This window comes from Pseudoalteromonas sp. TAE56 (genome assembly GCF_000497955.1).
In the GTDB taxonomy this organism is placed as follows: domain Bacteria; phylum Pseudomonadota; class Gammaproteobacteria; order Enterobacterales; family Alteromonadaceae; genus Pseudoalteromonas.
In genome coordinates, this window is the sequence record NZ_AUTN01000100.1 from 38982 (window position 1) to 60960 (window position 21979).

Annotated in this window: 12 protein-coding genes and 1 pseudogene; 2 read left to right on the forward strand and 11 right to left on the reverse strand. The window is 40.2% G+C overall.

What is annotated here, in order from left to right; translation table 11 throughout:
- Positions 1 to 57: 57 nt before the first annotated feature.
- The gene (ttcA, locus tag L656_RS0110310; RefSeq protein ID WP_024599147.1) at positions 58 to 972 is read left to right on the forward strand and encodes a tRNA 2-thiocytidine(32) synthetase TtcA; all 915 of its coding nucleotides are present in this window, start codon (positions 58 to 60) and stop codon (positions 970 to 972) included.
- An 85-nt stretch (positions 973 to 1057) separates the two neighbouring features.
- Here ttcA and L656_RS0110315 read toward each other — a convergent pair whose 3' ends face one another.
- The 10 genes and pseudogenes from L656_RS0110315 to L656_RS0110360 all read right to left on the reverse strand — a co-directional run bounded on the left by L656_RS0110315 (position 1058) and on the right by L656_RS0110360 (position 20335).
- Positions 1058 to 2119, reverse strand: coding sequence for a hypothetical protein (locus tag L656_RS0110315; protein ID WP_024599148.1), 1062 nt, complete (start codon positions 2117 to 2119; stop codon positions 1058 to 1060).
- 217 nt (positions 2120 to 2336) lie between these two features.
- The gene (locus L656_RS0110320; protein WP_024599149.1) at positions 2337 to 3404 is read right to left on the reverse strand and encodes a hypothetical protein; all 1068 of its coding nucleotides are present in this window, start codon (positions 3402 to 3404) and stop codon (positions 2337 to 2339) included.
- Between the two features lie 292 nt (positions 3405 to 3696).
- Positions 3697 to 5022 (reverse strand): methyl-accepting chemotaxis protein, encoded by a 1326-nt coding sequence (locus L656_RS0110325; protein ID WP_024599150.1) that lies wholly within the window; start codon positions 5020 to 5022, stop codon positions 3697 to 3699.
- A 478-nt stretch (positions 5023 to 5500) separates the two neighbouring features.
- Positions 5501 to 7525: an exodeoxyribonuclease V subunit alpha gene (recD, locus tag L656_RS0110330; RefSeq protein ID WP_024599151.1), complete on the reverse strand. Its 2025-nt coding sequence runs from the start codon at positions 7523 to 7525 to the stop codon at positions 5501 to 5503.
- Entirely contained in the window at positions 7522 to 11100 is a 3579-nt protein-coding gene (gene recB, locus L656_RS0110335; protein ID WP_024599152.1) for an exodeoxyribonuclease V subunit beta, read from the reverse strand. The genes recD and recB overlap by 4 nt, the downstream gene beginning before the upstream one ends.
- Positions 11087 to 14386 carry an exodeoxyribonuclease V subunit gamma gene (gene recC, locus L656_RS0110340; RefSeq protein WP_024599153.1) on the reverse strand — a complete coding sequence of 1100 codons (3300 nt, stop codon included), beginning with the start codon at positions 14384 to 14386 and terminating at the stop codon, positions 11087 to 11089. The genes recB and recC overlap by 14 nt, the downstream gene beginning before the upstream one ends.
- Positions 14387 to 14537: 151 nt before the next feature.
- Entirely contained in the window at positions 14538 to 15599 is a 1062-nt protein-coding gene (locus L656_RS0110345; RefSeq protein ID WP_024599154.1) for an alkaline phosphatase D family protein, read from the reverse strand.
- Positions 15596 to 16723 carry an alkaline phosphatase family protein gene (locus L656_RS0110350; protein ID WP_024599155.1) on the reverse strand — a complete coding sequence of 376 codons (1128 nt, stop codon included), beginning with the start codon at positions 16721 to 16723 and terminating at the stop codon, positions 15596 to 15598. Before L656_RS0110350 ends, L656_RS0110345 begins: the two co-directional genes overlap by 4 nt.
- Before the next feature lie 122 nt (positions 16724 to 16845).
- Positions 16846 to 19090: pseudogene (locus L656_RS01000000122175) on the reverse strand (TonB-dependent receptor domain-containing protein).
- A 201-nt stretch (positions 19091 to 19291) separates the two neighbouring features.
- Entirely contained in the window at positions 19292 to 20335 is a 1044-nt protein-coding gene (locus L656_RS0110360) for an alkene reductase (RefSeq protein ID WP_024599156.1), read from the reverse strand.
- Positions 20336 to 20561: 226 nt separating this feature from the next.
- Here L656_RS0110360 and L656_RS0110365 point away from each other — a divergent pair, with 226 nt between their 5' ends.
- The gene (locus tag L656_RS0110365; protein ID WP_024599157.1) at positions 20562 to 20951 is read left to right on the forward strand and encodes a DUF2750 domain-containing protein; all 390 of its coding nucleotides are present in this window, start codon (positions 20562 to 20564) and stop codon (positions 20949 to 20951) included.
- Positions 20952 to 21022: 71 nt separating this feature from the next.
- On the opposite strand, the gene L656_RS0110370 is transcribed toward L656_RS0110365, so the two are convergent.
- On the reverse strand, positions 21023 to 21889 hold the full coding sequence (locus L656_RS0110370; RefSeq protein WP_024599158.1) for an alpha/beta fold hydrolase: 867 nt from the start codon (positions 21887 to 21889) through the stop codon (positions 21023 to 21025).
- Positions 21890 to 21979 lie beyond the last annotated feature (90 nt).

Consider the following 21979-nt stretch of genomic DNA (forward strand, 5'->3'; position numbering starts at 1 on the left):
TACGCCCCTTTATTTTTAGCAAATAACTTTGCTGTATTGTTTTACTAGGGGGCGTAATTGTCACACTCAGATCAAGCTAAAGCTCAATTTAACTTAAATAAGCTGCAAAAGCGTTTACGTCGCCAAACTGGTCAAGCTGTTATGGACTTCAATATGATTGAAGAAGGCGACCGTATTATGGTGTGTTTATCAGGCGGCAAAGATAGCTACACAATGCTTGAAATGCTCCAGCATTTAAAACGTGTGGCACCTATAAAGTTTGATCTAGTTGTTGTAAATCTTGATCAAAAACAACCAGGTTTCCCTGAACATGTACTACCCCAGTACCTTGATAAACTAAATGTTGAGTACAAAATTGTAGAAGAAGATACCTACAGCATTGTTACCGATATTATCCCTGAAGGTAAAACAACGTGTTCACTTTGCTCACGCTTACGTCGTGGTATTTTATACCGCACAGCAAATGAGATAGGCGCTACTAAAATAGCCCTTGGGCATCACCGTGATGACATGATTGAAACCTTATTTTTGAACATGTTTTATGGCGGTAAACTAAAAAGTATGCCGGCTAAATTAATGAGTGATAATGGCGAGCACATGGTTATTCGCCCACTTGCATACTGCAAAGAAACCGATATAGCCCAATACGCATTTGCACAAGGCTACCCTATAATCCCTTGTAATCTTTGTGGCTCACAAGAAAACCTACAGCGTAAACATACAAAAGCAATGCTTGCAAAATGGGATGCGGAGCATCCTGGGCGTATCGAAAGTATTTTTACAGCAATGCAAAACATAGTGCCTTCACATTTAGCTGATGCTGACTTATTTGATTTTAAAAACTTACAAACAGGTGAAGTAATTGATGGTGGCGATATCGCCCTTGATAAACCTGACATACCTAAAGTACCAGTAAGTAGTGAAATTGATGAACAAGAAGTGCCAAGTGTAGTTACTATAAATCTTAGCTAACTTTTAGTTAGCTAAGAGTAAAGAATTAAGGGTTTGTATTTATATACAAACCCTTTAATTTACCAATTTAATCTTAAGCTTTACTTTAACTCTCAGCTAAACCTTGTAAAAACTCTAAACTTAACTTTTCTTGTGCATTGGCCTGGTATGGCAACTGTTGCAAGCTATCGTACGAAAAATCGTTAATATCAAAGTGACTTATTTCACTATTCCCAAAGCTGTTACGCTCACCGGGGCTTGGGGACATTTTCTCAATTACAAAATCACTTAAACGCATATCTGTAATACCTTGTGGTAATACCGACCAGTGAGCTTTCAAATTAAGTGTTTGGCTTCCTTGTGCTAACCGCTCTTTAGATACTAAATGAGCAAGTGGTGTATCGCCACTGTATAAGTTAGCCCTAACACGATACAAACCGCTTTTTATCACTGTTAAATTAGCTGGCACGACAATGTTTTCATCTTGTGCATATGCAGTTTCAAAACCTGTTAAAGTAGCACTTGGCGGCATATATTGAATTTGCGCAACTACAGGTACTTTTTTACCGTCAACATCGCCCTGCACATACACCTGCAAACTACGAGGGTAATCTTCATCTTCTTTAAATGTAATAATTGCCTCACCTTCACGCGCATTGCCCGTATGGGTATTTAATACTTCCTTTGTATCAGTATTTGCAAGTTCAACGACCACTTTACCAAGCCCTTGAGCGCTTACCTTTATTGTTATTTCTTCTGGATATACAAAACGATATTGTTTGAGACTTACCGTTAAAGCATCGCCGCTTTCACCTATGGGGCTCGACACAGGATAAAATTGATTTGGCTTTAATCGATCTTCATCTAAAGGACTTAAAGGTTGGGAATAAGGAGGAAACTTAAGTGCACTTTCGTATTGCATCACCACTTGCTGCGCTGCTTTTGTTAGGTCTTCATTAAACGCAATTTGCTTCTTTGATTGTGGTTTTTTAGCTTTAGGCACATCTATAGGGATCACTTTTACAGGCGATAAGTCAGCTGCGTTCGCGCTGTGTTTAACCTGTGGTTTTATTGGCTCAGCAGCTTTATGAGCATCATTTTTACCTGTAAACCATAGCGAGAATAAAATAGTGCTAATAATTAAAGCAACGACATAAAATTTTTTCATTTTTATATTTCAATCTTTTATAAGGGGTATAGTTTTTAATACCAATCTGCTTATATATGGGGTCAATTTAACGTTAAGAAAATTACGCTAGAACTAGGCAAAAATTTTTGTATCTAGTTGTTCTAAATAAAAAATTTTTAACGACGTTATAGTGGAATTTAATTCGTTAAATTGATCAAAGATTTATGCAGATTGGTATAACTACACGCCTTCTATGTTATGGAATCACATTATAAATAAGTGCTGATGCGCTTAAATTATTTGAATCCTTAATATAACGATATTGTTTTTTCCAAAACCAACTACCTGTAGTTTTATCAAACGTATTAAACCCTACCGTGTCACCTTCCACATTTACGTTATTCATGGCAATTGTTACATTACCTTTGCGCTGGGCATTATGTATTTCGTTATGGCTATAACTGTCACTCATCATCATTGGATAATGGTTTGGCATAAAGCTATTTACCGCATCACCTTGCGATTTTAAGCGGCCATCAGTATCAATACTTTGACTACAACTTCCAAATGAACGAGCTGAACTTGCACCACATGAAGAATGCGATGCAACCACAGAGTCATCATTGCCTTTTAAAAATCCACCTGTTAATCCTAAGTATGCATTACCATCTGCCACAAAGCGTAAACGAGGTGTACGTGCATCAGGAAATGGTGATATTTTACGGGCGTTATTCACTTTTAAATCGTGTAATACGCCAACGGCCTCGGTTACATCACTTCCTAGCCACCATTTGAGTGCAGCATCGACCGCAAAGTTCCATGATGCGCCAGTTAAAGCACTAACAGCGACGTCAGCAAGCTCACTTCCACCGCCCGCGCCTGCTAAATCAAACGTAGCCACGATATTAAGCGGCTGTAATCCTTCGTTTTCTAACCAGTTTTCTTGATTATCAATAATATGGCGTGCAACTAAGTCACCTGTTGAATGTGTTACAAATACACAGCCATCACTGCATAAATTAGAGCGTGAAATTTGCTTTAATTTAGGCCATACCCAGTCGGTAGCAATCTTACCTTCAACGCGTTCATAAGCAGGCCAGTCAATTCGCTCATCCGCACGATTATTCCAGTACGATTGCCAATATGTTTCACCATCATTAATTACATCACTTCCCGATTTATTGGTTATTTGCGAGGTTTGTAAGCCATGAATTAATATAATTTTGTAGTCTTTACTCGCTGCAGAAAAGCTCATTAACATAGCAAGTCCCGCACCGATTAGGTGGCTTGGCTTAATTAATTTGTGTGTGTATTTGTTGTTCATACAATTCCTCAATGTTGTGTACTTAATATTTTATTATCATTTAAGGTATTCATGTTGGTCTGCGTAAGCTTGTCAGCCTAAGCGCTCACTAGTATTAGGAACAACGAACAAAAATGCAACAACTTATTATCATTTAGAAGGGGTGGGAATTTATTTCATACTGATTAATGAGTTAACAAAGGTATAGTTGTTAAATATGAAATTATTAAATGAGTTTCAGGGGGATATTGAGGTATAAGATTAAAACGAGCACCATTAAAAGTGCCCGCTATAGAATAAGGACAAAGCTAATCTAACCGTTAGCTTTAAGCTCACTGGTAAATTGCCCAATCGCATTTACAACTTCTTGTGCACCCTGTTGAATTTCCTGCATCACGTCACCAGATTCTTTAGATAACGCCAAGCCTTGCTCTGCTTTTTCTTTACCTTTTTCTATTACAGCAACCGTATTTTGTGTTTGTGATTGATTGCGCTGTACCACTTCTACAATTTCTTCTGTTGCTTTTGATGTACGCGATGCAAGCAGCCTAACTTCATCTGCAACAACGGCAAAGCCTCGACCTTGCTCGCCAGCTCTAGCCGCTTCAATTGCGGCATTTAATGCTAATAAATTTGTTTGTTCAGCAATGCTACTAATGCTTTGTACAATACTTGATATTTGCTGCGACTGCTGATCAAGCGCTGAAATCTCATTCGCAGCTTGCTCCATGTTAATAGCCAGCTCAGTCATTACTGCAACAGTGTCTTGTATAACGCTCGCGCCCTGTTCTGCTTTTTTATCCGTTTGGGTTGAGGTGCTATAAGCAATCTCGGCCGCTTGTGAGATTGCAATTTCTTGATTTACTTGTTCAGTAATAACTGTGGCAAACTTCATCACTTTATAAAGCTCATTTGCGTCATTTGAGATTGGGTTATATGACGCTTCTAGCCAAACAATATTGCCGTGTTTATCTACGCGTTTAAAGCGCTCAGCAATAAATTGACCATCTCTTAATTTATCCCAAAATTGCAGATATTCTTGGGAGTTGTACTCTGAAGCCTCACAAAATGTGCGATGGTGTTTTCCTATTAATTCACTTTCTTGATAACCCATTGCAGCTAAAAACTGTTCATTTGCTTTTAAAACATGGCCCTCTAAATCAAATTCAATTACCGCCATAGAGCGGTATATAGCTTTAATAGTATCGCTTTGCTCGCGAGAAGCTGTAATTGTTTTTGTAAGTACACTCCCGAATATAGAAAAATAGAGCAACTGATCTTGTTCCCCTTTTACAGGATGTACTATTAAACGTAACCATTCAGCTTTGCCATCGCTGCGCATAACTTGTAATGCACCGCCCCAATGCCCTTCTTTTTTAATAGCTTGTTGCAAGCTTTTAAATTCGACAGATTGTCGAGACGAATCTGTAATAAAATTATCAAAAGAGTTATTAGTTAGCTCATCTTCGCTATAGCCTAGGTTTTCTAAAAATTTATCGTTGGCGTGCGAAATCCTGCCATCATAAAGAATGTTCAGTACTAACATCTCTCGGTAAAGCCCTTCCCACACTTGTTGTAATGGATAGAGCTCTGCTTTTAAAGAGGCTATTTCAGTTTGTTTATTTTTAGAAAAAAACATTAATATCCTTACTAGGGCGTGTTGATCTTTGTGGATTGAAATTTGTTCAATCTAGGGGCGATTAAATCACGGCACGAGGTTTATAACCTAGTGGGCTCGATAACTGCTCCTGCGTTATTCTAATGGCTTACATCCATGTAAGAATAAGTAAAAACCGAGCAACAAAGAATTAATCGCCCCTAGAAAGAACCCAAAGGGCAGCGTATGTTTGGTATTTATGCTGCGTTATCGCCTATTTATGGGGGATAACCACACTACATAGGCTCTGCCTTGTCTAAAAACCAAACGCACAGCTGCAAATTCACCCACCAAAGATCAACACGCCCGAATACATTCAATATAAAATTAATTTTAGTATAGAAGACATTTATCATAACGCGATAAATAATAAGAACTTTAACCACTTTCGCGTATTAATTTCTACATGAATGAGAATGTATTTATCTAACCGTCTCGGTGCTATGCTATTACTAACAGCTTAAAAAGTTAGCCTTTCATATAAACCAGATGCCCTTGATACACTTTTATTCATTGCTAATTGCAGTACTTTTTTATCAGCCACCAGCTCAAAGGTATTTTTAGCGCGGGTTATACCCGTATAAACTAATTGCCTGTTTATACCCATGCGCGCTTGTTTTAGCGGTGGCAATACCATAGCGGTGTAGTTAAACTCTGAGCCTTGTGATTTATGAATGGTCATTACGTATACTTTATCGTGTGCGGGGAGTCGTGCAGGCGAAAATGCTCGTTGGTTACCTTGCTCATCAATAAATATGGCTTTGAGTTGATTACTTTCATCTGGCATTAAAATACCAATATCACCGTTAAATAACTTAAGTTGATAATCGTTTTGGCTCACCATAATAGGCATACCCGTATAGTGGTGAGTATTAGGACTAACGGTAATTAAACCTTGCTGTTGCAACACGCGCTCTATTCGTTGATTTAAGCTATGCACTCCGTAATCGCCCTCTCGTACCGCAGCTAAAAGCTGATAACTAGCAAAAGCAGCATGCACTTGTGCAACACCTGCACCTTGGGCAATTAAGTTAAGGTATTTTGCATAATGACTTGCTGCACTTTTAACGAGTTTTTCAATCGGTTTTGCTACAAAGTCGTAATCTAAAATTACATCGTTAAAGCGCCCTTCAGTACTTTCTTGTTCTACGTAATTTAAAATACCGGTGTTATTGGTGTTTACCGCAAGTGCAAGTTGACCAATACCGCTTTGTGCGTCAAATCGATAACTGTGTTGTAAAAAGGCAATGCAATCTGCGAGTTTAAATTCACTCGCACTTTGCGCTGCAAGTTTAGCCTCGTTATTAAAGCATAAATTATTTAACTCATCACAACGTGCTTGCGAATAGCGTGGCGTTTGTCCAAGTGTTAAACCTTGGCATAAATCGCTCATTACGCTGCCGGTATCTACTGAGGCAAGTTGATCTTTATCACCTAAGAGTATTAACCGCGCGTGCGCGGGCAGTGCTTCTATTAATTTAGCCATCAGCGATAAATCGACCATACTGGCTTCATCAATAATTAGTACATCTAAATGCAGCGGATTGCTTTTGTTATGCCTAAATTTATTAGTAAACGGTTTTACACCTAACAAGCGATGAATCGTTTGAGCGCTTTGCGGTATCAGTGTTTTTATATCATCAGGAATCGTTGTGAGCTTATTTTTAGCGCCCAAAATAGACTCACTTAAACGTGCAGCTGCTTTACCTGTGGGTGCCACCAGCTTAATGCTAAGCGGCGCGGTTTTATAAAGCGACTGCAAAATAGCCAGTAACTTAGTCACTGTCGTGGTTTTACCTGTACCTGGTCCGCCCGTGATCACGCTAAAGCCTTTGGTTGCGGCAATCGCACACGCCACTTTTTGCCAATCAGTTTCAATTGTTGAATCAGTAGGAAAATAGGTATTTAAAAGTTCAGCCAATACTTCATTATTAATATTGAGCTTTCGCTCGCTCATGCTTAATAGTCTATCCGCGAGTGTTTGCTCATAACCGGCAAGGCGCGCAAAATAAAGTCGCTCGTTAAATAATTGCAATGGCTTACTCTCGCCAACGCTTTCATGGTTTTGTAAATAACTAACCGCTGTGTGTACATTAAAGTCATCACTAAACGGGCTTAGCGTACTGGGTACATTGCCATCGAGTTTATTAAAGTCACCTTTGCGCAAGTTAAAAGGATTGCTCCAATCAACCTCATTTAAGGTTAGGCAGCTATGCTGGCTTTGCTGCGATAAACACAGTAATAAAACAATATAAAATAGTTCATTATGTGTTTGCTCTATGCCATTAGTACTCAGTAATTCAGCGAGCTTAACATCAACTACACGTAATCGTTTTTCAACTAATAAATACTCAAGTAACGGGACTTCAGTAATTGAATTTTTTACAGCCACCTCATTTTGTGATTTAAGAATATTTAGAGGCTCATCGCTAGGCGCTTGATCAATATCGTCAAACAAGCCAGGTTGTTCATTTAAATCACTCATAGCATGGCTCCTTGGCTAAATAAGCTATCTAAAATAATCACTTGTTCTACAGTTAGCTTTTTAAAGTACACGCCCTGCCCTGCAGGCATTCCACGTAAAAAAGTGTAATACACGCCGCCTAAATGGGTCTCTATTGAGTAATTAGCTATACGTTGTTTTAATAAACGATGCAGCGCTACCGTGTAGATTAAATACTGTAAATGATATTGATGACTGCTCATCGCTTGCTCAAGCATATCGCCTTCGTAATCAGCTGTCGTACTGCCTAAATAATTAGACTTATAATCTAAAATATAATACTTGCCTTGGTAGCAAAATATTAAATCGACAAAGCCTTTTAACAAGCCTTTCACCTGCGAAAATTCAAGCTTACTTTGCGTAAAACCAAAATGTTTAACCAACATTTCGTTTAGCTTAGGTGCACTTAAGCTCTCAAGTGGTAAATTAAACTCCATTTCGACTAGGCAGTCGCTTGGTGTAAGTACACCCAATGAAAGAAGGCTCTTATCTAGAGATCTGTTATCTAGGGGGCACGCAAGAACATCGAGCACCCATTTTTCAGCCACTTCTCGCCATTGCTCACCTATGTGGTATTTTTCAAGGCTGCGCTTAACAACTTCCGATAAGTTTTGCTCGGTATTAGTTGGGTGGACTATTGGGCTAGTAAAATCTATTTGTTCAAATATTTCGTGCAAACAACTACCCGGCTTTGGCCCTTTAGGAAAACTATAAGGTGATGGCAGTTCGTCCTCTTGCACTGCAAACTCGTCTTTTTCGTGATCTTCATCGCTTCGCCCTGGGGCTAATTGGTCGCTGTGCTTTTTAAAACTCAACGCGCTAAAGCTGGTTGCTCGCCAGTTACGCTCTATACTTGCCGTTACTTTATTAACACTTAATGTTTGCTGCGCAATTTTACTATTATTAAAACCAAGTGTTCCCTGCTCTAATAACGTTTGTGAGGTAAATTGCTGATAGCTCATCGCGCTATTAGCGTCGCAAAACTCACTTAAATGCGTACGCCATGTTTGGCTACTGGCAAGTTCAAGCCCTGCAAATAACACGTGTCCTAGTGCACTACTTTGCATAGCTAAGCGGCTACTTTGCCCTTGCCCAATGTTATAAACACCCAGCGCACAAAAATGTACGGCGCGAGTAAGTGCTACATAAAGCAGGCGTAAATCTTCAGCTAGGCGCTCTTGCTCTGCTTTTTGCAGGGCATCTTCGTCTTTACTTAAATCGTAAATTAGTTTGCCGTTATTATGATAAAGCGCTTCTTTTGTTTCGCGATAGCCACTAGCAAACGGCATAAATACCAGTGGGTATTCAAGCCCCTTTGAGGCATGCATAGTAACAATTTTAACTAAGTTGGCGTCACTTTCTAGGCGCACTTGTACTGTTTCGCCATCTTGTTGGCTTACCTTTTGTGCAAACCATCGCAGCAAACGCAGCGTGCCTTCAAGCTCTATTTGTTTTTGCTGAAGTATTTCGCCCAAGTGCCTAAAGTCCGTCAGCCAACGCTCAACGTTATATCCCAACCCTTGCCATTTAGCGCTAAGCTGGTTATGGCTCATTAAGCGCTCAAGCATGGCCATGGCGCCTTGCTTGTTCCAAATATGACTAAGTTGTGCAAAAAAGTTTAAGTAGTCTTGCCATTTATTTTCATCATCGGCGAGTGCGTGTATTTCGTTATAGCTTAAACAAAATAACGGGCCAGCTAATACACCGCGCAGCAGTGACTCGTCATATTGCCCATGCAGCGCCGTTAAAAAGTTAAGTAGGTGATGGCTAAGCTCTTGGCTAAAAACACTTTCGCGCGATAAATACACGCTGGCTATTTTGGCTTCGCTAAGCGCTTTTTTCATTATTTGTGCTTCAACACGGTCGCGCACTAATATACAAATATCGGCAGCGCTTACAGGAGTACTGCCAATACAGGCATTACCTTGTTTTGCTTTTTCAAGCAGGGTCACTATTTTATTAGCAAAATGAGTGGCTAAATGTGCTTGCCCTACACCTTTGTTGGTTGGTTTGTTTTTTTCGTCTGCGGCTTCATCTACAAATACGTTAAATTCGAATGCGGTCGCGGGTTTGCCATCAATTAAAAAAGAGTCTTCCGCTTTTTTACCTTTAGCAGCTACTGCGTTAAACGGTATGGCGTCGTTATAAATAAAGCTGTTAGCGTGTTTGCCAAATAAGCTATTAACGCTATTTACTATATCGGTGCTTGAGCGAAAGTTAGTGCCTAGTGTAAATTGCTGATCAGTCTGTACAGCTTCTTTTGCGCCAATGTACGTAAAAATATCTGCGCCCCTAAAGCCATAAATAGCCTGTTTTGGGTCGCCTATCATGGCAAGCGTGGTATTTTGTTGCCCATAAATTTTACTAAAAATACCGTACTGAATCGGATCGGTATCTTGGAATTCATCAATCATGGCAACCGGAAACAATTGCGCAATTTTTTGCGCTAGTACGTCGCCTTGCTCGTTATTAAGCGCACTGTGTAAATTGGTCAATAAGTCATCTGGGGTGATAACGCTTTGCTCTTGCTTGCGCTTAACTATTGCGGCTTTTACCCAGCGTGCTGCATGTTGTATAACTGCTATTATGAGCCCTTGGTTTATGGTGTTATTAAGTGCGGCAAGCTCGTCAAACTGACTCAGTAATGGATGCACAAATAATGGCTGATTTTTTTTATAATTGCTCACATCACTTAAGTTTTCTGTACTCCACACTTCAAACGAATACTTGTTAGTGCCAAATTCAAAAAACAAATCGCCGCCTAAGCAATATGCTTCAAGCGCTGCAAGGCTGCCTTTTCGTGCTGGCGTTTTAGACCCGCTTAAACCCGAGCCTTTAATGGCACCTATAAACTCTTGCTCTAATACTGCTTTTTTAAATGCGGGTACACGGGTTATGTACTCGTCACGCGCCTTCCATACATCACCTAAATTTATTTGTGGCGTAATGTGCGCATTAGCTTTATTTAAAATACTCGCCACTTTAGCGAATAGAGACTCTGGTGCGGCAAACACATCTAAAATAGCATCGGTGCGCTCTTTGTTAAGTGGGTATACAAACGCACGCCAAAAATCTTTAATAGTTTCGAGCAGTATGTCGCGCTCATCTAAAATAAATTCGAGGTTAAACGCCACGCCCGACTCAAACGCATGTTGTTTTAGCATCCGCTGACAAAAGCCATGAATAGTAAAAATAGCGGCTTCGTCCATTGATTTAGCAGCTGCATCGAGTAAATCAAAGGCGCGGTGTTTATCATCAATTTTGGCAATTACGCCTTCAATGAGTTCGTCGTTTGGGTCTTGCCCAAGTAGTGCATCGCGCGCAGCAATAATTCGGCTGCGTACGCGGTCTTTAATTTCTTGGGTGGCGGCATCGGTAAAGGTTACAACCAAAATTTGCTCAACACTGAGCGGCGTATTTAACTCACCTTCTATTTGCATACCTAACAAGTAGCGTAAATACAGCCCCGTAATTGTATAAGTTTTGCCGGTACCCGCACTGGCTTCTATTAAACTTTGACCAATGAGCGGCATAGTAAGAGGATTAAGCGCTTGCATGGTCACTCTCCTTTGCGTGTTCAAATAAAGGCGTGAGCAATTTATCACTCCATTTTATAAATTCGTCTTGGCAGTCGTTTAGCGATTGCACCGTTAAGCGGATATACGGGTTTTCGCCCTCTCCTCGCCCTATGTATTGCGGGCTAAATTTGCTCATCGCTTTTGTTATATCGCCGCCACTTTTAACGTACTCATAACCACTTACCGGAAAAAATGGCACAGGCTCTGCGCGGAGTGCTTTGTATAACTCAAACCAATCGGCCAATAGTGCATCCGCATCGGCTTTGTTTATGGGCGCAAAGGTAATTTGCTTATCGAGCCCAAGTAACAATGTTTCTACGTGATGATCCATACTTTGCGCTGCAAGGTGATAAATAAAGCCTTTAATTAAATCTTTCGCTTTAATACTCGCACTGCGGTAAAACACTTGTTTTTGCAAATAAACATGATTGAGCCAGCCTTCTATTTTGGTGCCTTCAATGGTAAGCAAAACTTCTATCGGCTCACTTTTCCCGCCTTTAATGTGCTCTTTAACTTGCCCTGCAAGCGCATCAACTCGGTGCTCCATACTCTCAAATATGAGGCTGCCTACATTGGCTTGAGGTAACTCACCTCGCTGCAGTATTTGCTCTGTACTCAGCGGTTGCTCGTTTATATTGGCTTTAAGTATTTCATCAAGATAAAAATAACGGCGCAGTGCATCTAGGCTAAATGGTTCTTCGTCTTTTGCTACTTCGTTAAATTGTGGCAGGCGTAAACCTAATGTTTGTTGATAAAAGCTCTCTTGTGCGCTGCACACACTTTTAATAAACACATCGAGATCTAACTGTTCTGGCACAACAACATCAAGCGCGGTAACTGGCTGTGGTTTAATTGACTCACTTGGCAGCCAAATTGGATTGTAACTGTGGTTACTCAGCACAGTATTGGCTTGCTCATCGGCTAAATAATAATGGCTATTAAAGGGCTGTAAATGCTGCTGATTAATTAGACATTCTGGCAGTGCTTTTTCACTTTTATCGCTTAATACAAAGCTACGCCCAATATATTCTAACAGCTCGCTTACAAGGGTTGATGGCATACGCGGTTGGTTATCAAAACACGAACGACCAATGTAACTCATGTATAAGTTGTCGCGGGCACTCAGTAGTGCTTCTAAAAATAAGTAGCGGTCATCTAATTTACGTGATCGGTCACCTTTTTGCTTTTTAGAATAAGGCACTAAGTCAAAACCAATAGGCTGTACGTTACGCGGGTAGTCGGCATCATTTAAGCCCAGCATACACACCACTTTAAATGGCACGGCGCGCATGGGCATAAGCGTACAAAAGTTTACTTGGCCTACTAAAAACCGCTGCCCCACGCCTTTTTCTTGAATGCCTTGTTTAATTAAGTAACTAACAATACGCTGCGAAACCGCTTTACTGTAATCGCCGTTGTCGTGGTGCTTTTGTAACTCTTCGAGCACATTTTGCAGCACTAATAAATCCCAGCTGTCGTCGCTTTCACTTTCGTATATAGCGTTTAATAGCTCACTTAAAATATGCGCTTTATTAGTGAGCGTATCGTCGGGCGTTAGCTGCTCTTTAAAGCTTTGCAGTACATCAATAAAGTGCACGAGCTTGTTGAGTGTATCAAGCGCCATGCCTTCTACTTCATCGGCGCTGTAAATACCATTAAACGGGCATTGCTCGTCGCGCTGCGCTATGCCAAGCAATAAGCGGTTAAGCCCGTGTTGCCATGTATTTAAATCAATAGCGGGTAAATCAAAGCTGCTTTTATGCTCAGCATTTATACCCCATTTTACGCCCACCCGCTCAAGCCAGTATTGAATTTGCTCGTACTCGTGCGCTTCAAGGCCAAATTTTTCGGCAATTTGCGTTACTTGCAGTAAATCAAGAATATCCGACACACCAAAGCGCGAAAACGGCAAGTTAGCTAAACTCGCAAATGAGCTAAGGACAGGCTTTTCTTGCTCTATGGCTAGATCGGCCAATGCGTATGGAATAAAACGGCTGCCTTGTGCTCCGCCAAATACGGCTTCAATGTAGGGGCTGTAAGTACCTACATCGGGCATCATGACGATTATGTCTTTGGGAGTAAGCGTTGGGTTTTGATTAAATAAGTTAAGTAAGTAGTCGTGCAAGCGCTCAACTTCCCTTAGCGGTGTATGGCAATCGCTTAGCGTAATACTGGTGTCGGTTGCGCTGATTGGTAATTTACCTTCGTCGTTTATAAACCACTCTTTGTTATCGGTCAGCGATTCACCTTTAAACGCAAGCTGATAAATCTCGCTTTGTACTTGCCCTAGTAAGGTGTCGTCAAACACATCAATAAAACCGTCAATCCAACGGGCATCTAACTGTACGAGTTGCTCAAAATAGTCGCGACCTAATTTCCCCCACGACGATAACAACGGATTACCAATAAAGTAGTATTCTTCATCTGGATTGGTTTGTTTTTTTTGTTGTGCTTCCACCAGCGGCATTTTAGCGTATTTAGCGCTTATTTTAGCCGCTGTTTTTTCATCTATAATATCGCCCCAATAATGCTCACTTGGGTTAAAAAAGAATAATATAACCTCTGTTTTTTTACTCAGCGCTTCAAATACGTCTAGCTGGGAGCTGGCAATCGCAGATATACCAAATAAGCTAATGCGTTGTGGCAGTAAGCTATTATCCATAGTCTCAAGCGCTGCAAGTAACTGCCCTTGCATATTAGCGCGATGAAATTGACTTTGCCCAAGGTCTTGGCTTAATTTTACAATGCGTCGCCATAAGTCAGGTTGCCATGGTGCAATGGCTACATCTACATCATCAAGCTCATCTTTGCCGCTATCCCATGTGGCTATCCAGTGCGGTCGGTACATTAAATATTGGTCGTACACGTCGGCTATTTTTTCGCACAGCGCAAAAGTTTTTTGCCCGTCAATATCGCCCTCTAAATAGGTTTTTAGCGGCAAATATAATGGCTCATCAATACAGTTTGGTAAAATTGCAAATAGTTTCCAAGCAAGGTTGGGCTTGTTAAATGCCGACTCTTTAGGGACATTTGGCAGTAATTGCTGATACAACTGCCAAATAAAGCTCGATGGCAGCGGAAAATCTACCTGCGCTGCAACCCCTAAGTTTTCGCTCAAACCTATTTTTAACCACTGCGACATACCCGGCGATTGCACTAGCACTACTTCTTTGTCGAACGGGCTTTGCAATGGGTTTACTTTTAACAGCTGGTGGAACTGCGCTTGCAGGGCTTCCATACGGTTTGATTGAATAATATTTAGCATATAACACTGACCTTGCTTGAGATAAAACCAGTGTAAGATATTTTCAATATTAGGGGTAGCGCAAACAGGTAATTGGTATTAATAAATCAGAGAGTTAGCAAGTAATTTAAACGCACAGCATCTATTTTATATACTGTGCGTAGTAGTGAGTTTATTTATAAGGGCTAATACTTGATAAACTAAAGTCACTTTGCATTATTACTTCGCCATCAATGCCTTTTAATTTAAGTGAAATAGCGGGATCTGTTTGTTGCCAGTCGACGCTTAAATCACCATAATTTACGTTATGAGTAAAGTCCCCTACTCGGTGTTTGTTAGGGCTTACGTCTTTCCACTTTTCAGTTAAGCCAGAGCTAGTCATCTCAATTAATGGGTAATCAAGGTTTTGCTGATACTTTGATATTTCGCCCCAGTGTGTGTCACCGCTTATAATCACTACCCCATTTACCTTGTGCTTTTTAATCAATGCAAATAAACGGTTTCTATCTTCAGGAAAGTTTGCCCATGACTCCCAACCTGTAAAATCGGGTAAAAGCTGTAAGCTTGAGGCAATCAATTTTATTGCAGCGGGCTTTTTAAGCTCTTGTTCAAGCCATTGCCACTGGGCTTCACCTATCATTGATGCGCCCTTCACTTCACTAGGACTATACGGGCCTTGGTTATTAAACTTACGCTTAGTGTAATACTCAAGCTCACCTACATGGTTTAGCGCATCACGGTTCCAACGTAAATCAGGCATTATTACTTGTATGGTTTGCTCATTTTCACCATACATGTACGAGGTATAAATTCCATCAGGGCGAGTGCGACGCGCTGAGTTTGCAGGTTCATCCCAAAAATTAAGCATAATTTGGCGTGATTGCTCTTTATGCGGATACCCTTTACCTGCATCGTTTTGACCAAAATCGTGGTCATCCCACATAGCAATAATAGGCGTTTGCGCTTTTAACGTTTTAAAACCAGGCTTTGCCCCTAAACGTTGATACTTATTGGCAAGTACATCCATATCGTTGGTATCGCCGTAAATATTGTCACCCAGAAATATAAACAAATCCCCTTGCTCTTTATTAATTGCATTAAATATGGGAATGTTTTTATCTTGATGCCCACACGAACCAAATAGGATTTTAGATGGCGCGGCAGTAACATTCGCGCTAATAACCAAACTCAACGCCAAGGCTGATAGGGTCAATGGTTTAAATAGGTTCTTCATTTTAAAATCTCGCTAATAGCAGGTGCCATATTTGAATTTATTTCATTTGGGTTCTGCCCAAGAGCCTTTAAAACGGTCGCTGCTATTTGCGCTTGTTTAAGCTCATTTTTAGTTTTAATTAAGCCACTGCCTCTTATTGCAGGACCAATGGCTGCAAGCCAAATATGTTCAGAGCCAACAATTCCTTCTGGGTAAGTATTTGCACCTAACTCTAGCTCAGCAAGTGCACGTTTAGAGCTGTGATGTTGCCAATCGTTGGCATTATTGCCACGCCCGTGATCAGTGGTAATAATTAGTGTGGTGTTATCTTTATAACCCGCTGTAGTTTGAATGGTTGCCCATAAGTCTTTTATAAACGCGTCACTTTGCCTTGCCGATTTAAGGTATTGATCGTAATGACCATCATGCGCAAAGTCATCGGTTTCGCCTAAACTTATCACTAACAACTTAGGCTTTTTAGCCAACATATACGCTTTAGCAAAGCGATATGTAAAACTGTCTAGCCGTACGTTATACCAAGGACTGGGGATTTCATTCTGTAGCGCATTTAACAGTGGCGCATCAGTGAATAAATTCTCTTCAATTGACATAAAACCTGCATTTACATACACGTTACTGCGCTTAGTATTTACAATGTATGGAAATACATCCCAACTGCCAAATAAGGCTGTGCTACTTTTAAACTCAGGTAACTTATCTAAACGCTCTAAAATAGTTTTATTTGGGTTGAGCACTTTGTTATTACTATTTATATTTTCGTCTACTTCACCGGTGAGTATTTCGTTATAACCAGGGTATGAAAAATACCACGGGTTACTTACCGACATAGCAGAGCCGTTAGCTCTATCGCCAATTATAATCCCTTTTTTAGCCACTACTTGAGTTAAAAAAGGCATTAGTAATTGCTGGCGCTCATTCGCTGTTTTAGCCCAAAATTGAGTCTTTAATTGCTCTGGCTTTTTAACAAAGTCAGTATTATTAATTAAGCTATTATCAGCCCCATTAAATACTTCTTGCCAGCGTACTCCATCAAGCGTTATCAGCACTACATTTTGCGCCGCATTAACCGCATTGCTTAATAATACAGTTAAGCTAAATACCACTACTTTTATTATTGAGTTCATAATATGTGTGTACCTTTTAAAAAAGCCCATCAGTGATGGGCTTTAAAATATTTACTATTTAACCTGAACTCTGGTTAAGAGTTTACTAACATAATTGAATAATAAGTTGCGTACTTTGAGTATTAAAAAGTAGCACTTAAAGTCACTGCCGCTGTACGCGGAGCACCTATAAAGTAAGTGGTACCATTGCCTGTACCGCCAGCTAGATAGCTTTTATCTGTCACGTTATAAACTACAAATGCAATATCTAGTGCTTTAAATGGGCCTGCATTTACTTCTGCTGAGTAACCTGCATTTAAATCCAGTACAGTGTAGCCGTCAACCTCACCACGTTCGCCGGTGTATTTAGCCGACAACCCAAAACGAAAATCCCCACTGTAGTAGTCTGTCGATAGCACGAATAAGTCATCGACTGAGTCAATTACTTTGTCACCTGGTTCAAAGCCTGGCGCGTCGCCCTTGTACTCCGAGTCGTTATTTGTATACGAGCTATATATATTCCACTCTGAATTAAGCATATAACTTGCAGAAAGCTCTAAACCTTTAGACTCAATACCACCTACATTTAAGTAAGAGCCATTAGTGCCTATTGTGTAATCAATACCGCCTGTATCGCTACCAGGTGCAATAAAGGTAATACGGTTATCAAACTCTATTGAATACGCTGTTGCTGTTAGTTTTAATGCATTATTTTGATAGCGCACACCAAGGTCAATATTTTCAGCGGTTTCAGGCTCGATGGCTGATAAATCCGAGCTATCACGTTCTAGTACACCGTCTTTAATAGCCGCAAAATTTTCGCTGTAACTGGTAAATAACTCTGTAGAGTCATTTAACTGATACAAAATACCGCCACTGAACAATATGTCTGAATCACTATTTATTTTTGCTGTGGTTGCATTTTGATAATGATCATACTTTTCAATATCAACAAGGTACTTTTTAACACCTAAGTTAAGTGTAAAATCACCAAGCGCCATTGAATCTTGCGCATACCATTTTAGAGTGTCAGTTTCAAAAGTGTTTTTGTATTGTGTCCAGTATGGAGTGCTATCAAAGTGATGATAAATACGCGCATCAATTACCTTGTGCCAATCACGAGATTCTTCACGGTCACTTTGTTCATACCATAAACCTGCTTCTATATCATGCATACCAAAAGTGGCTTGGTAGTTTGCCGTTAAACCGAGGCGGTCTTTTTTGTAATGCGTATGGCGATACGACATAACAGGTGTTGCTGTATCGTCGTAACACGCTGGGTTTAAACCAGGACCCGATTCCCATGGCCAGCTTAAACTTGCCGTACATTCTTCGTTTGGTGCAAGCGGATCCCCTTCACTATCAGCAAATCCGTAAGAGCCAGCATTTGTTCCGCCCTCAGTTGTTGGATTACCATTTTCATCAACAGGGGTTGTTAAATACGGTGGGATCCAATCCCCACGCCCTGAATTTTTATGATAATACGGGCTAACGGTAATAAGTGATGTTGGAGAAAGTGCATATTCCAATTTTAAATACGCTAGAGTGTTTTCGCGAAGCGTACCCCAGCCTTCTGCGAACATTTGGTCAAAATGTGGGACCCCAGTCCAATTCCATGTCAGCTGATCCCAATCTGGTGTTTGCTCAAACTGCTCAATACTTACACTATTGTAGTTTGTCTCGCTTACATCATCATAAGATAAACGACCAGTAATGGTTAAATCCGTAAGCGTAGTTACAAATTTAAGCTCAGCGTGTTGGTTATCTTTCCCGNGTATCGGTTTGCGAGTAACTTACATACGCTTGTGTATTATCAAAAATCGTACCTGTTTCGTGCTTAACGTAATAGCGTGTGGCATCGTGACTGCCTGAGGTATAAGCAAAAGTGGTGCTTTTATCTAAACTTGGTGCTTTACTTACAAAATTAAATGTACCGCCAAGCGCTTCAAGTGAAGCCGATTTAATGTCAGACGTCCCTTGTCCAACCTCTACCGTTGCTAAATTTTCGCTCTCCAAGTAACGATTAGCTTTAGCACCGCCACCATAATTAGAGCCACCATTGGGAATACCATCAACAGTCATACCTAATTGTTGTTGGTTTGAGTCAATACTAAAACCACGCATTGTAATAGTCGTTGACCAATCATCGCCACCAAATGCATCACCTTCGTTAATACTAATACCCGGTAAGTTATCAATAACCGATAATATGCTCGATACCGAACTTTGTTGCTCAAGCATTGCAGGCTCAATAACATTGTTTGCGTAACTTGTTGGTTTTGCCGTTACTGTAATTTCTTCAATTTCGTTATCGTTTGCGTAAGCGGATGTTGATACAGCCATGGCAATAGCAATGCTCAAAAGTGATTTGTTTTTTAAAGCGTACATTGTTGTCCCGTTTGATTTTAATTATGAAATATGAAAACGGACACAGTATGAATTTTAAATATGACAACGAGGATGAACTTTATTTACATAAAGGTTAAACAAATATGGGAGATTTATGGCGGGGATATGTACAAAAAAAGACACTCAAAGGTTTTATCTTGAGTGTCTTAGTTATTTTCTAAACTTTTTACAAATAGTACTTTATTTTAGTTCGGCAAGCATTTCATCGCTGTACGGCACTAGCTCTTCACCGTTTGCAATTTTGTTAACGTAATCAGGATTCGCAATAAGTGGACGACCAATCGCGATTAAATCAAACTTAGCGTCGTTAATGGCCTCTTTTGCTGTCTCAAAACTATAACTGCCTACACCTACTAATGTACCTTTGTAGCCTGCACGTAAAAATTCAGATGTAGTTTTACCCTCAAGTGACTCAAACGCTGTACTGTCGTCAAAAATACCGCCGTGTAAGTACGCTAAATCTCTTTTTTCTAGTTCTGGTAGTAAGTAGTCAAATACCGCTTTATCACGGTTATCTTCACTCATATTAAAGTAAGCACCCGGTGTTAATCTAAGTGCAGTACGCTCGTTGCCAACAGATGCAATAACCGCATCTGTTACTTCTAATGCAAAGCGCGACATATTTTCAGGCGTTTGACCGTATTCGTCGCTGCGTGTATTTGCAGCATAATGTAAAAACTGGTCAATTAAATAACCGTTAGCGCCGTGAATTTCTACACCATCAAAACCTGCTTCAATTGCGTTTTCTGCCGCTTTTGCGTAATCGGCTACTAAAGATTTAATGTCATCTGTAGTGGCTGCTTTTGGAGTGATGTAGGTAAGCTCACGCATGCGCGGTACAGAACCTTCAACACCAATTGCAGATGGTGCCAGTACATCGCCATCAAAAAAGTGAGGATGTGCAACACGACCAACATGCCAAAGCTGTGCAAACATTTTGCCGCCGTTAGCGTGTACTGCATCTGTTACTTTTTTCCAACCTTGAATTTGCTCACTGGTAAATAAACCCGGAGTATTTGGGTAACCTTGCGCGTCTGGGCGAATAATAGTTGCTTCACTAATAATTAAACCGGTTTCGGCACGGCGAGCATAATATTCAACCATATCTTGTGTTGGCACTAAGTTATCGTCAGCCATGCAACGAGTTAGTGGCGCCATAAGTACACGGTTTTTAAGCTCAATTGTGTTATTTAGTTTAAACGGAGCAAGTAAATCAGTAGTCATTTTTCAATCCTTCATTAAGTATATGCTTACTACAATGTGGCCTTTTTACAAACATTCAAGCTTATTTTGAATGATCGCTCAAATTAGTGAGGAGTTATACTGCTCAATATATGAATTAGATCTGCATTAATGAAATTAAATAATAACTTTTCAACACTCTGTCATATAACTCGATATACTTGTACGCTATATATTAAATATCGATAGCAACGAGAGTGAGCCAATCATGACGAGCGAAAATGCAACCGAACAACAAGCAGTAATTTTAGGCCTTGGGGCAAAAAAACGCTTAGCTTACATGTTCGAAACCGTGCAAGAATTTAAGCAAGTATGGATTTTAAACGACGACGATGGCTGCGTTATGCTTGCCAATGAAGACGACGATTGCGTGCCTGTTTGGCCAACTCGTGAATTTGCAGAAGCGTGGGCTACTGGCGAATGGGCTGGCTGTAGCGCTAAAGCAATACCACTTGCAGATTGGTTTAGTCGCTGGACACCAGGTCTTGAAGAAGATGATTTACTTATTGCCGCATTTCCTACTGAGGAAGACGACGGTACGATATTGTTTTCAGATGAATTTGAAAAACAGTTAAAAGCGCCAAAGAAAAAGTACTAAGGTGTAAAGCCTAAATACTCAGAGTTCTTTAATTTATAAGCGCGGCACTTAATTTAGTAGCCGCGTTTTTATTACCCGTTTCTAAAACTCAAATACGCTTGCGTTATAGCATTTGCATCTTCTACTTGTGGATAATGGCCAAGCTCTGAGAACTCTTTAACACTCGCGTTTGGTATCAACTTTTTGTAATGCTTAATCATGTGCTTACCAGAGATGGGGTCTTCTGCACCTGCTATAAACGTAAGTGGTATATGGCTATTTACAATAGCACCAACCCAGCGTTCTCGGTTTTGCTGCCTCTGCATTATATAACTAATGAGTTTAGGCATAACGGCTAAGCCATCTTTGTAAATCAGCAGTTCCCAAAGTGTGTCTATTACCTGTGTTGTAGGCGGTGTATTTTTGCCAAAAATAGTCACTAGATTATTGGCAAATTTTTGTTTATTCATTAATTTTGGCACTATCCAACCAAGCCTTGAGAGCAAAAGCTTTTTTATAAACAATGGCTTATGCACCTCAGGAAATAACCCACCGTTTAAAAAGCACACGCTGTTAATTTGTATCTCACTTTGCGAAGCTACTTGCCTTGCTAATAACTCTTGAGCGACTGTATCGCCATAATCATGGGCTAGTATATGCACATCATTAATATTTAAACGCTTTAAAAATTGTGTGTATAAATCAGCTTGTTCTGTAATTTTATAGTCTGCATTTTTTGGTTTATCTGATAAACCAAAACCTAGCATATCGAGTGTGATCACAAAATAATGATCGCTAAGCGTTTGCCACATACCTTCCCAGTCCCAACTGGCGCTAGGAAAGCCATGTATTAAAAGCAGCGCGGGGTTTGTTACATCCCCGGCTATTTTAGTAAAAATTTGATGGCCATTAATTTTGGTGAATGAACCCTGAGAACGCCAATGCTGTAGAGAAAACATGTATTAACTTAATTGTTATTATTTATTTGTCAGTTTTATCATAGTAATCAGAAAAAAAAACAGTGCATAAAAATAGCATTGGTTTTTAAA

What these genes read in the sequence shown, in the direction of transcription:
- L656_RS0110315 (WP_024599148.1), bottom strand. Translation starts at nt 2,119, where the DNA reads ATGAAAAAATTTTATGTCGTTGCTTTAATTATTAGCACTATTTTATTC.
- L656_RS0110320 (WP_024599149.1), bottom strand. Translation starts at nt 3,404, where the DNA reads ATGAACAACAAATACACACACAAATTAATTAAGCCAAGCCACCTAATC.
- L656_RS0110325 (WP_024599150.1), bottom strand. Translation starts at nt 5,022, where the DNA reads ATGTTTTTTTCTAAAAATAAACAAACTGAAATAGCCTCTTTAAAAGCA.
- recD (WP_024599151.1), bottom strand. Translation starts at nt 7,525, where the DNA reads ATGAGTGATTTAAATGAACAACCTGGCTTGTTTGACGATATTGATCAA.
- recB (WP_024599152.1), bottom strand. Translation starts at nt 11,100, where the DNA reads ATGCAAGCGCTTAATCCTCTTACTATGCCGCTCATTGGTCAAAGTTTA.
- recC (WP_024599153.1), bottom strand. Translation starts at nt 14,386, where the DNA reads ATGCTAAATATTATTCAATCAAACCGTATGGAAGCCCTGCAAGCGCAG.
- L656_RS0110345 (WP_024599154.1), bottom strand. Translation starts at nt 15,599, where the DNA reads ATGAAGAACCTATTTAAACCATTGACCCTATCAGCCTTGGCGTTGAGT.
- L656_RS0110350 (WP_024599155.1), bottom strand. Translation starts at nt 16,723, where the DNA reads ATGAACTCAATAATAAAAGTAGTGGTATTTAGCTTAACTGTATTATTA.
- L656_RS0110360 (WP_024599156.1), bottom strand. Translation starts at nt 20,335, where the DNA reads ATGACTACTGATTTACTTGCTCCGTTTAAACTAAATAACACAATTGAG.
- L656_RS0110365 (WP_024599157.1), top strand. Translation starts at nt 20,562, where the DNA reads ATGACGAGCGAAAATGCAACCGAACAACAAGCAGTAATTTTAGGCCTT.
- L656_RS0110370 (WP_024599158.1), bottom strand. Translation starts at nt 21,889, where the DNA reads ATGTTTTCTCTACAGCATTGGCGTTCTCAGGGTTCATTCACCAAAATT.